The 11531-nt window shown below is 57.5% G+C and carries 9 protein-coding genes, 1 pseudogene and 1 CRISPR repeat array; of the genes and pseudogenes, 6 read left to right on the forward strand and 4 right to left on the reverse strand.

Annotation, left to right across the window (positions count from 1 at the left end):
• The first annotated feature begins 11 nt into the window (after positions 1-11).
• The 5 genes from cas3 (at position 12) to AC1EJ1_RS05830 (ending at position 8015) form a co-directional block, all read left to right on the forward strand.
• A complete protein-coding gene (gene cas3, locus AC1EJ1_RS05810; RefSeq protein ID WP_285015487.1) occupies positions 12-2618 on the forward strand; it encodes a CRISPR-associated helicase Cas3' in 2607 nt (868 codons plus the stop codon).
• Positions 2619-2633: 15 nt separating this feature from the next.
• Positions 2634-3584: a type I-E CRISPR-associated endonuclease Cas1e gene (gene cas1e, locus AC1EJ1_RS05815; RefSeq protein WP_285015489.1), complete on the forward strand. Its 951-nt coding sequence runs from the start codon at positions 2634-2636 to the stop codon at positions 3582-3584.
• Positions 3584-3898, forward strand: a complete 315-nt coding sequence (cas2e, locus tag AC1EJ1_RS05820) for a type I-E CRISPR-associated endoribonuclease Cas2e (RefSeq protein ID WP_285015492.1) — start codon at positions 3584-3586, stop codon at positions 3896-3898. Before cas1e ends, cas2e begins: the two co-directional genes overlap by 1 nt.
• A 19-nt stretch (positions 3899-3917) precedes the next feature.
• Positions 3918-7181: a CRISPR direct-repeat array (repeat unit 29 nt; unit sequence CTCTTCCCCGCGCACGCGGGGGTATTTCC).
• 66 nt (positions 7182-7247) lie between these two features.
• Positions 7248-7436: a hypothetical protein gene (locus AC1EJ1_RS05825; RefSeq protein WP_070726127.1), complete on the forward strand. Its 189-nt coding sequence runs from the start codon at positions 7248-7250 to the stop codon at positions 7434-7436.
• A gap of 381 nt (positions 7437-7817) precedes the next feature.
• Entirely contained in the window at positions 7818-8015 is a 198-nt protein-coding gene (locus AC1EJ1_RS05830; protein ID WP_285016382.1) for a hypothetical protein, read from the forward strand.
• Positions 8016-8042: 27 nt separating this feature from the next.
• Here the strand turns inward: AC1EJ1_RS05830 and AC1EJ1_RS05835 are convergent, their stop codons facing one another.
• Positions 8043-8417, reverse strand: a complete 375-nt coding sequence (locus AC1EJ1_RS05835; RefSeq protein ID WP_285016383.1) for a sigma-70 family RNA polymerase sigma factor — start codon at positions 8415-8417, stop codon at positions 8043-8045.
• A 440-nt stretch (positions 8418-8857) separates the two neighbouring features.
• Entirely contained in the window at positions 8858-9226 is a 369-nt protein-coding gene (locus AC1EJ1_RS05840; protein WP_285016385.1) for an antitoxin HicB, read from the reverse strand.
• A 466-nt stretch (positions 9227-9692) separates the two neighbouring features.
• Between AC1EJ1_RS05840 and AC1EJ1_RS05845 the strand changes: the two genes are divergently transcribed.
• Positions 9693-10037 (forward strand): hypothetical protein, encoded by a 345-nt coding sequence (locus tag AC1EJ1_RS05845; protein ID WP_285016386.1) that lies wholly within the window; start codon positions 9693-9695, stop codon positions 10035-10037.
• A gap of 235 nt (positions 10038-10272) precedes the next feature.
• Here the strand turns inward: AC1EJ1_RS05845 and AC1EJ1_RS05850 are convergent, their stop codons facing one another.
• Together AC1EJ1_RS05850 and AC1EJ1_RS05855 are read right to left on the reverse strand one after the other, a co-directional pair.
• Entirely contained in the window at positions 10273-10626 is a 354-nt protein-coding gene (locus AC1EJ1_RS05850) for a hypothetical protein (RefSeq protein ID WP_070726137.1), read from the reverse strand.
• 711 nt (positions 10627-11337) lie between these two features.
• Positions 11338-11531 (reverse strand): annotated as a pseudogene (locus tag AC1EJ1_RS05855) (hypothetical protein); the annotation flags it as partial.

Raw genomic sequence — 11531 nt, forward strand, 5'->3', positions numbered from 1 at the left:
AAGAAGTGCGGATGAACGAGCACCTTGAACTGTGGTCGAAGGATGACGGCGTGGGCACTCCCTATCCGCTCTTGGCGCATCTCCTGGACTCTGCGACCGTCGCGGAGGTGCTTTTTGACCTCTGGCTCCGTGATGGTTTGCGAGATCTTCTTCAGCAAGAACTCGGAGAGCATGCCCGCCGAATTGTTCAGTTCGTCGTAGGTTCTCACGACATCGGCAAGGCGTCACCGATTTTTCAGATGCAGTACCGCAGAGATGACGACCACTGGCGACGAATACGGGAAGTCATCGACGGGTCCGGCTTCTATGGACAGATACCGGTTGGGTCACCCTTGCGCGATTTCGATAATAGATTTGCTCGCAGACACGAGCAGTGGTCTGCCTACTGCGTCGCTGGGGGTTTTCTGTCATCGAGCGACGAGGCGCGGGACAGGTGGCATGCCCTCGCGGCGCTTGGACATCATGGCTACTTTTCGTTGGGGGAGCACAACCGGATTTTTGCAGCTAAGCGGAAGACTGCAAGCAAAGAACTTGAAGAGTACGGATGGCTCCAGGCTCAGCGGGATCTCGTGGCGTGCGTTGCTGCGGCCTGCGATGTTGACGTCAGTGAAATGCCCGATGAAGTGAGCCCGACGGTTACGCTCCTGCTTTCCGGTCTGACGATTCTTGCGGATCGAATTGCTTCAGGGGTGCCGTTTGTGGAAGCCGGGGGTCAGATCCTCACCCGGACCCCTGACGCGTTGAAGAATCCGGCTCAGTGGATCGTCCAACGGCGAAAAGATGCTGCGAAACGGGTGCGCGATACGGTCGGAATATACAGCTCGTGGGGGAGCGAAGAAGAGGCACAACGCTCGATCCTGGGTGAACACGACCCTCGGCCCGTCCAGGAGGAAGCTTTGTCGGTAGGTGACGGGCTGTGGTCGTTAATGGCGCAAACCGGTGGAGGAAAAACCGAAGCGGCCCTTTTACGCCACTCGACTCGAAATGAACGTCTCATCTTTCTTCTTCCAACTCAAGCAACCTCAAACGCAATCATGCGGCGAGTTCAAAGAGCGTACTCGACGACCTCAAACGTTGCGGCACTGGCGCACGAGTTGGCATCGGTGGAGGATTTCTACGTCAATCCTGTTTCGGTTGATACGCACGAGGACAGCACATCGTCTCAACCCAGCGGACTGTATCCCTCATCATTCGTCAAGAGCGGCGCAGCCAGGCTCCTCGCGCCTGTAGCTGTGGGGACCGTGGACCAGGCATTGATGGCAAGTCTGCCGGCAAAGTGGATTCACCTCAGATTGCTGGCACTTGCTAACGCGCACGTCGTGATTGACGAGGTGCACACTCTTGACCAGTACCAGACGAAACTTCTTGAAGGAATTCTGCCCTGGCTTTCTGCCACCCGAACGCGGGTGACATTCCTGACTGCAACAATGCCGAGCTGGCAACGCGAAGCTCTGATGACGGCGTATAGATCTCGTGATCTCCAATTGAGTGACACACACTTTCCGGCTTCAGAGACGTTGAACGAGGCTGGGCTGAATACAGTGCCAATGTCCGCGGCCAGCAAGACTATTCGAGTGGAACTGGCTGACGAGCCGTATGAAAGGCTAGTGGACTCTCATGTGTCATGGTGTCGGCAGCAGTGTCTCGATTTCCCTCGTTCGCGTATCGGAATTGTGTGCAATACTGTCGCTCGAGCGCAGGAGCTGGGCAGAAAACTGGAGGCCGACGGACGCATTTTGGTCCTTCACTCTCGAATGACAGCTGAGCACCGCAGGCGAGTTGCGAGTGCCTTGGAGGACACCCTCGGGCCGAATGGTCGTGGCGATCAGATTGTCCTAATCGGGACACAGGCGATCGAAGCGTCACTGGATATTGACCTCGACCTTCTGAGGACCGAGCTTTGCCCGCCGGCTTCAGTCATTCAACGAGCCGGACGCCAGTGGAGACGTTCCGATCCTGAGCGCTCTCAGCGAGTGCCGAAAATGGTATGTCAATCCCTGTCGGTCGTTGCAATTTCATCCGCTCAGCCGTGGCAGTGCTTGCCATACTTACCCGCCGAGCTGCGCAGAACGAGGGAGTGGCTCATGAGTCATGAGAGAATCCAGATGCCTGCCGATGCGCAAGCGTTCGTTGACGTGGCGACTATCTCCTTCGATGATGCTGTCGATTCGAATGATATTGAGGAATTGGCGGTGTGGGCGACGAGGGCGCGGGCAGGCATCGACAGAAGGGCAAGGCTATCTGATGCTCTTCTTCCCGACGCCTACGTTGAAGATTTCAGTCAGCTCACCCAGGATCTGACGGTGGAAGAAAGGCAGACGCGATTCCTGGATGGGAGCGAGACGTTTCGCGTCATCCTCGGCGGCGATCCTGATCGAATTCCCGGAGCGTTCGAAGGCGATGCGAAGGATCTATTGGCGGTGAGAGCATTTGATCAAGATGCGCTACGCGTAGCATTAAGAGCCTCTCTTCCGTTGAGCGGAAGACAGTTCGAAGCCTTATCTAAACGAGGGCCGGTTTCGCTTGGGGAGGCGCATTCACTGCTGCGTAGCTACTATTTCGTGCCTGATGCGGAAGATCTTTACGACCCGCTCGTCGGGTTTGTGGATGAGGACTAGGTCAGTGAGTCAGCGATGGGGTACTCCGAGGAAGCTATAGCATTCAGTGTTATTCCGGCAGGTGAGCAGGTCCGTTTCGAGGATCGAGTTTCTTTCCTGTACGTCGATCAGTGTCTGGTTCGGCAGGACCGTACCGGTGTTGTTGCGTTAAGGAGGAGCGAGGGCGACACCGCTGAAGAAGATGAGCAAGTGCTTCTGTCGCGAATTCAGATTCCGGTCGCGGGACTGGCGGTGCTGTGTTTAGGGCCTGGTACGAGTATTTCCAGCGCCGCCTTGACGTCGTGTACCAGATCCGGTTGCACTGTGATTTTCAGTGGTGCGAATGGTGTGAATGCGTATTCGCATGCGACACCGCTGACCTCATCTGCACGCTGGGCGATTGCTCAGACTCGCCTGATTGCCTCGGAGGATTTTCAAAAGCAGGCTGCGGTTCAACTCTATAAGCGCCAATTTGGTCTGGAGGATATGCCCGGATCCAATATTGAAGCCATGCGAGGGATGGAGGGCCGCCTCATGCGAAATGCGTATCGGAACGAGGCGAAGAAGGCGAGAATACGTGGTTTTAGGCGAGATACACACGCGAAGGATCCGGTCAACGTAGGCCTCAACATCGCTAACTCAATCATGTATGGGCTCGCGGCGACGGCTTGTACGACTTTGGGGGTTAATCCAGCGCTTGGAATCATTCATCGAGGCGACATTAGGGCGTTGCTCTATGATCTAGCGGATCTGTATAAGGCAAACACGGTTATTCCATTAGTGTTTTCGCACGCTCATGATGAGGATCCTGTGACCGCGATTCGTAAGGGTCTGCGCGTTGAGATCAGGAGAAAAAGAATCCTGGAGGGAATGCTGGACGCCTTGATGGATGTATTGCGGGTGCATTTGCCGGAACGTGATGATGATCGACTGATCGGGGATGATGAGCAGGTTCCGGGCCATGTGCAGTACGGGCAGGATTCCTGATGTTTGTTGTTGTGAGCGTTCGTGCATCGCAGGAGCATTTTCACGGGTATCTAAGCCGTTTCCTGACTGAAGCCGATGTGGGTCTATATGTGGGGAACTTGTCGAAAGTTGTAGTGGAACGTTTGTGGGAACGAATTAGCTCTGTGCCCACTTCAGGCGCTGTTACTATGATTTTCAGTGACCCTTCACGAGAGCAAGGATTCAACGTGGTGTCAGTTGGTGACTCGGCGCGAACCGCTGTGGATATTGATGGGGTAACGGTGATCGCTGGCTTACCCGGCAGGGCCACTCAGAAATTGTATAACTCCCGTTAATATCTGCAGGTCACTTAGACTCTTCCCCGCGCACGCGGGGGTATTTCCAGATCATCATGCAGGTGCTCACGGTCGCACTGCTCTTCCCCGCGCACGCGGGGGTATTTCCAAGATCGCCAGTGGGTTGCCACGATCGGTCGCCTCTTCCCCGCGCACGCGGGGGTATTTCCGAATCTGACACTTCGGTGAGCCGGTTCATATACTCTTCCCCGCGCACGCGGGGGTATTTCCTGGCTGCAGTCCGAGCGATGGAAGCACGACCCCTCTTCCCCGCGCACGCGGGGGTATTTCCGTCATTAAGGGCATTATTCAGGTGGTCACCAGCTCTTCCCCGCGCACGCGGGGGTATTTCCTCCCTGAGAGTTCTCTTAGCGCGCTCAAGGTGCTCTTCCCCGCGCACGCGGGGGTATTTCCAAGAAGAATTCGACGCGCTCATGGAGCACGGTCTCTTCCCCGCGCACGCGGGGGTATTTCCGGCAGCACTGCTGCTGCCTGGCAGGGTAGTGACTCTTCCCCGCGCACGCGGGGGTATTTCCGTGCCGCCTAATGAGTGGCTGAGCGCGAATATCTCTTCCCCGCGCACGCGGGGGTATTTCCGTGTTGGTGCGGCCGGGGCTGGCCCAGACGCGCTCTTCCCCGCGCACGCGGGGGTATTTCCGAGGCTGGTAGTAAAGCTGGTGGCAGGCTCAACTCTTCCCCGCGCACGCGGGGGTATTTCCGGCACACCACAAGACGGGCAAGTGTCCAGCCACTCTTCCCCGCGCACGCGGGGGTATTTCCCGTGATTCCAAGGAAGCGATTCCGTATGACGCCTCTTCCCCGCGCACGCGGGGGTATTTCCGTGGTCTTCCAGCTGGTGCTTCTCGTCGGTCACTCTTCCCCGCGCACGCGGGGGTATTTCCAACTGCTAGTACGGTTTTTTCGTCAACCGTTCCTCTTCCCCGCGCACGCGGGGGTATTTCCGGGTTCGGGAATGTCGATCATGCGCCCGTAGACTCTTCCCCGCGCACGCGGGGGTATTTCCAGCGCCGATTACATGCGAGCTAGCTATTAACGCTCTTCCCCGCGCACGCGGGGGTATTTCCGGCCAGAAAGGAAATCAAAAATGAACCAGATACTCTTCCCCGCGCACGCGGGGGTATTTCCCAGGGCTGCGTGCTCGCACACGATGGCGAAAGCTCTTCCCCGCGCACGCGGGGGTATTTCCAGGAAATGAAACCCATCAGACCCCGGGACTTTCTCTTCCCCGCGCACGCGGGGGTATTTCCGTACAGGGCTTGACCCGTTCAGCAAGCAGATTCTCTTCCCCGCGCACGCGGGGGTATTTCCACAGTGCCCGAACCCTTGCGCCTGACCATCAGCTCTTCCCCGCGCACGCGGGGGTATTTCTACAAATACCGGCTCAAACGCCTACGCGAAACGCTCTTCCCCGCGCACGCGGGGGTATTTCCAGTGTCACAGACTTGTTGAACGGGCAGTCTCTCTCTTCCCCGCGCACGCGGGGGTATTTCCTCAAACGGCTTCAAACCAGCGCCCCAGAAAGCCTCTTCCCCGCGCACGCGGGGGTATTTCCGGGGCGCGGGACTTGCTGCCAGCGCACACTATCTCTTCCCCGCGCACGCGGGGGTATTTCCTTCATCTGCTGATATATCGAAGTGTTCAATTACTCTTCCCCGCGCACGCGGGGGTATTTCCGGCGCTTCCTAGCGGCTCTAACGCTAGTTTCGCTCTTCCCCGCGCACGCGGGGGTATTTCCACATCCCCCGAGCGCACAAAAAACGGGCTCGACTCTTCCCCGCGCACGCGGGGGTATTTCCGATCCAGGATCACACATGGCATATTTTGAATGCTCTTCCCCGCGCACGCGGGGGTATTTCCATTGATTTTTCGAGCAGACCGGCTGTGATCCACTCTTCCCCGCGCACGCGGGGGTATTTCCCGGTCGCGCCTGGCTGTGGAGTGGGGGTATCTCTCTTCCCCGCGCACGCGGGGGTATTTCCGAGTTTACCTAGGGCGTCTCCTACTGCTGTGACTCTTCCCCGCGCACGCGGGGGTATTTCCAGTTCCCCGTTTTGCCCGGTCAGCGCTAAGTCCTCTTCCCCGCGCACGCGGGGGTATTTCCGTGGAAACAGTGGCTCAAGGAAGCCGGGTTGCCTCTTCCCCGCGCACGCGGGGGTATTTCCGAATACGTAAGCTCCACGCCCATAGGAGCAAGCTCTTCCCCGCGCACGCGGGGGTATTTCCTAGAATAGTCGCATGAGTACATCTCAAACTGTCTCTTCCCCGCGCACGCGGGGGTATTTCCTGCAGTGCTTGGCCAGGGATTGACCTATAAGGCTCTTCCCCGCGCACGCGGGGGTATTTCCAAGTACTTTCACCCTCTAGGAATCATGGGGCACTCTTCCCCGCGCACGCGGGGGTATTTCCGGCATGGTGTCCAGCGTCCACGGTGCGGGCTGCTCTTCCCCGCGCACGCGGGGGTATTTCCGAGGCGTGGGCATTCGATCAAGTATCAGGGCACTCTTCCCCGCGCACGCGGGGGTATTTCCTCTCCTAGCTTGATGGCCTTGATCAGATCCGGCTCTTCCCCGCGCACGCGGGGGTATTTCCATATAGGAGAGGGTGCCACCCTTTGGGATCTCCTCTTCCCCGCGCACGCGGGGGTATTTCCGGGGATGCTGACCCGTCTTTGCGGGTGGGGTGCTCTTCCCCGCGCACGCGGGGGTATTTCCAGCGGGTAGTGAATGCTTTTTAGTATCGTGAGCTCTTCCCCGCGCACGCGGGGGTATTTCCGTTGGCAAGAATGTGCCAGCCGAATTTGAGGCCTCTTCCCCGCGCACGCGGGGGTATTTCCAAACCCACAGCGGCGTCGTTGACTTTTTCGCCACTCTTCCCCGCGCACGCGGGGGTATTTCCAGCAATTCTTGACCTACTCACGCCCGGTAAAGCTCTTCCCCGCGCACGCGGGGGTATTTCCAGCCCGGCAGCACCGTCACGTTCCCACGGTGGCTCTTCCCCGCGCACGCGGGGGTATTTCTGTGGATCGGTTGAATGTGTCGCGGATGCGTGGCTCTTCCCCGCGCACGCGGGGGTATTTCCGGACCCGCGCCAACATCCTCGACCTCCACTTGCTCTTCCCCGCGCACGCGGGGGTATTTCCAAGTCAAGCGGCCGGAAGCGGCGATGATCCCTCTCTTCCCCCGCGCACGCGGGGGTATTTCCGAGGACACGGCTGTGAATGGTGTGTACCACTACTCTTCCCCGCGCACGCGGGGGTACTTCGCACTGGTGCTGCCTCGAACCAATTCCCGAACGCATACCTAATCCCCACAAACGGATCCGCCCTCGTATGGATCTGACGCAACACAAAGGCGGCCTGTCCGACCCGCCACCCAACACACGTCACACTCAGTTCGTCGATATTCCTGGCGTGCAGCGTTCAATGACGTGGCAGACGAATTCGCCCCAAAGGCTACAGATGCGCCACACCACCGCGGACGTTTCTCAGGTATGCGGTGTTGACGTGGTCATTGCCTAGATCACCGCCGCCGAGTCGGCCTCACCCTCGCAGAAGACGCACTAAGTGTGGAAACTGAATCAACGCACGCCCTCGTACCCAAGACAAAGAGCACATCTAGCGCATCACACAAACCAGTTCCATCACAATCACTATGTTGATCGCTCAAGAAATACTCGACCGAGTCATCCATCGCGTCCTCACCACCAAATCACCACCCACGACCAACCCACTTCCGGAAGCGACCACCGCGTCGAAGCCCACATCTACAGGGAAGGTGTCAGCGCTAGCAGGCTCCTCGACACCATCGCCAACTACCTCGCCCAACAGGTAGACGATAGAATCGACCGGAAAGTACTCGCTGGAGCCGGCGACACCGGCGACATTGTCAATATGCGACACATGGGCAGGTGCATCGTCGTCAGAACAAAAGGGTACGGCGGCTGCGTCCTACCCGGCCAATGGGGCAACGAAGCGCACACCGAGATGGGTAACGATAATGCGCCCGCGGGGACCGTTGTCGCCAACCGCCGCGCAGTCAACGGCCTAGGTTCCCAGTGGGCACTCATGACGCACAGTGACTTAGCCGTCCTTGACTAGTAGTAAGTCGGATACGGACTTATGAACTTAGGAGTTAGCGAGCTGGGAGACGCGCTGTACGGATATGCCCATGATCAATCCAATGTCACGCATAGACAGGCCCGCCTGCGTCAGGAGTTGGATTGCTTTGCGCGAAGACGCGGACAGTTCCTGTTCTGCTTCTCGTGCAGCTTTTGTGGCGTTCTTGTAGCGGTTGATTGCTTCGAGTGGGAGCCCGCAGGGTTCGATGGTGACGGTGAAGCTTTCTTCGGGCTGGCCGGTCATGAGTGTGGCGGCGTCTTTGATCATGGCTTCGAGCTGGTCGAGGCGGCGCGCTTGGGTTCCGTACTCGCGGTTGTTGATGGTGAAGTCGGCGGACCACCATCCGTCGCAGCGGGTGGCGGTTGCGTTGATGTGTGTCATTTCTGTGCCCTACTGATGATCGCTTTCGCTAGTAGCTCGTTGACTTCTCTGGGGCGTGGGAGTGATTGCCGCCTTCTGTGAGAGTGAGTGTTTCTCCTTTGGCTTTGGCGATCTTGTCGAGTTGTTTGATGAGGTCTCTCCGCTTCTTTATTATATTCTACCCCCATTGACTTATTTAAGTCAAGCCCCCTAAAGAATTTAGGTAGGCGACTCATTACGACCACAGCTCACCGCACCTGCCTACGGGTGAAAAACGATTGTAAACCTGCAAGAATTGAAGCCAACACGAAAGGAGCGCGACGATGGGTGCGACACGACCAAGCACAGCCAGAAGCACCCACCATTATTGACGGCAACCCCACCGGTTCCCAACCCCGCGACAAGGAAGCGTTGTCAAGAGAAATGGCAGCTGGTCTGAATTGGCGGAAAGAATCTGGATGTTAAGAGTTGGCGAGTTGCGAGACGCGTGCGCGGGACAAGCCCATAATGTAGCTGATATCTGCCAGAGAGTAGTGATCGTCTTTCAGGGCTCGCACTGCTTTTCGGGATGCCGCGGAGGCCGCTCTGGCGGATTCTTCAGCCAGTTTAGATGCTGCGGCAGATTGCTCGACCTGGGCGGCTTGTGCTATTTCAGGGACGATCGTGATGTTCCACGTGGAGTGATCGATGTCTTCTTCCATCGTGTCGAGGTAGTCAATTACTTGCTGGCGGGCTTTGGCAAGAGTGCGCACCTGTGTCCAGATGTCGTTACCGTTCCACAGTTCCCAGCCGCCGCTCCAGCGGCGGGCAGTGATGGTTATCGCGTTCATTTTGTGTTTCTTTTGCTTGCTTCGATTGTTTTGAGTGCTTTGCGGGTGAGGCTTGGAGAGATTTCGCGGGTTTGGGTGATGGTAACGCGGAAAGGCCCGTTGGTCCATATTTCGTGGTCGCCTTTACCTTGGCGTGAAGTGAAGCCTGCCTACTTGAGGAGTGCGGTTAGTTTCCGGTACGGCATTGGCTTCGTCATAGCTAAATGATAACACCTATTAACAGTAGTGTCAAGAGGTGTGTACACCAAAAGATGGGAGACAGGTTGACGTACAAAGACACAACAAAACGACAGGAAAAAAGAGCCATCAACGAGCTATCCGACATAGCCGCATGGCTCCCACTGCTCACCGCGCAGTCACTGGCCGTGTATGGTGTCAGGTCAGCCCGCGTCACGCCAGCCAGGTGCGCCAGGCACAACGGCCTACCCTTCGGGCTCGACCACCGGATCGACCAAACCGATGACGGGTGGCCAGGTATCCGCACACACGTGGGAGCCTTAAAATCCTCTCCTCCTACGCCACGCTGATTGCCGGTGAGCGCGGCACGCACTCGACAGGCAGTCCGATAGCTGACCTGCAGCGTGACATGCCATGGGCAGCAGAACACTACCCGGATGCGGATGCTGTCCTGGACGAGATCCACCGCATCCACCACCGCATCGCCCGCCTGACCGAGCATGCTCCCATGCTCGTCGGCACGTGTGAATGTGGTGGGAGGATCTACCGGTACCCCACCAGGCGCGGGCTCACCGACCAGTCGTGGTGCAACATTTGCGACCGCCTGTATCTCACCCAGGGCGAGGCAGCCTGAACGCGGCTCCTGCATGTTGCCAGCCTAGACGTGTATGTGACGCGGCAGGACCTGAAAACAATATGGCCCACCCTCACAGACAACCGCCTCGACCTATGGGTACACCGGGGGGTCATTGAACCTAGGGCGGGTAAGCCGAAAACCTACCCTCTTGCTGTGGTCAACACGCGCATGAACGCTACCCACTCACACAATCCTGTGATAAAGTGTTAGATGTTTTGAGGGAGTAGTGCGCCTACTTGGCGAGTTGGGATACTCGCCCCGGTGAGATTCCCATGACGCTGGCAACATCGCGGACAGACATTCCAAGATCCCTGAGTGTTGCGACTGTTTTTTTCGATGTGCGTGCGAGGGCTTCTTGTTCTTGGGTGACACGGGTGCTTTTTTCATGGTATTCACGCACAATGGCGGGAACCTGCGGCTTGATAGCAACGTTCTCGACGTTCACATGTTCCATGGTGCAGATGTCGCGTATCATTTCTTCGGCGTCTTTTAAGTGGCGTGCTTGAGTGAATCGCACTCCTGCTGGTGTTTCAAATTCGAGTACCCACCATTTGCCGTGAAAGCTGGCGGTTGCGTGGATGTTCATTTGAGTCCTTTCGCTTGCTTGAGGATTTCTTTGGCCAGGTGTTCGTCTATTTCCCTGTGACGGGGGACGTAGGTGACGTGGGGGCCTATTGTGATTTGGGTGTGTCGTCCGCCTTCTGTGGTGGTCATGGGGTTGCCTGTTTGCTGGGCAATGGTTTTGAGTTTCTTGAGTAGGTCTCGCCTTTTCGCACATTAAGTCTAGCTCACTAAACATTATTTGTCTACTGCGCTAAACACTTTAGGTATGCTTATATCACGCACCGGCACATCCAAGTGGGAACGAAGAGTTAATGCCCGAAATGTGTGTATGGGGTGGGCTTGTCGCGGGGTGTTGAGTGTCCTGCCCAGCCTTTTCTGATGTGTAGTGATCCGTCTTGGTAGTTGGTGTCGTAGTCGATGGCGGTGTCGTAGCGGGCTGGTGTGCCGGGGTTGTCGGCACGCGTGGTGAGGGGTTTGCGGGCTGGTGGCTGGTAGTGGCTGGTGAGGTAGCAGTCCCGCTTGTGGTTCTTGCTATGCCAAGGGTGGCAACGCTGGGGGCAAGATGAGTGAACAGGGACTTGTTGGCCAGTAGCTTCGCTAGGTGTAGGTAGGCGCGTCGAAGCCGGTAGTGGGTGTACCACCAGTGTTGTTGTCCTGGTTGCCAGCTGGTGTTGTAGGTTCGTTCGCGGGTGAGATACCCGTAAGCGTTCCATCAATTGTTGAGTTGGGTGGCTCATGTGGCGGCTTCGTCGAGAGTGTTGATGGCGGCGAGGTTGCCTCCGAGGCGCAGTAATGCCTTGCCAGCAGGGGTTTTCGGGTGCCCTGTCAGGTCGGTTTTCGTGTTGAGCCACACGTGGAACAGGCAGCGCTGAACCCCGGTGGCGGGCCAGCATTGCCGGATCGCTTTGAGTGCTCCTGGCCCGCCAT

The sequence above is a fragment of the Pauljensenia sp. C0170B4 genome, assembly GCF_056590235.1.

Bases quoted from the DNA above. Each gene is read 5' to 3' on its own strand.
- cas3 (WP_285015487.1), top strand. From the start codon at position 12: ATGAACGAGCACCTTGAACTGTGGTCGAAGGATGACGGCGTGGGCACT.
- cas1e (WP_285015489.1), top strand. From the start codon at position 2,634: ATGGGGTACTCCGAGGAAGCTATAGCATTCAGTGTTATTCCGGCAGGT.
- cas2e (WP_285015492.1), top strand. From the start codon at position 3,584: ATGTTTGTTGTTGTGAGCGTTCGTGCATCGCAGGAGCATTTTCACGGG.
- AC1EJ1_RS05825 (WP_070726127.1), top strand. From the start codon at position 7,248: ATGGATCTGACGCAACACAAAGGCGGCCTGTCCGACCCGCCACCCAAC.
- AC1EJ1_RS05830 (WP_285016382.1), top strand. From the start codon at position 7,818: ATGGGCAGGTGCATCGTCGTCAGAACAAAAGGGTACGGCGGCTGCGTC.
- AC1EJ1_RS05835 (WP_285016383.1), bottom strand. From the start codon at position 8,417: ATGACACACATCAACGCAACCGCCACCCGCTGCGACGGATGGTGGTCC.
- AC1EJ1_RS05840 (WP_285016385.1), bottom strand. From the start codon at position 9,226: ATGAACGCGATAACCATCACTGCCCGCCGCTGGAGCGGCGGCTGGGAA.
- AC1EJ1_RS05850 (WP_070726137.1), bottom strand. From the start codon at position 10,626: ATGAACATCCACGCAACCGCCAGCTTTCACGGCAAATGGTGGGTACTC.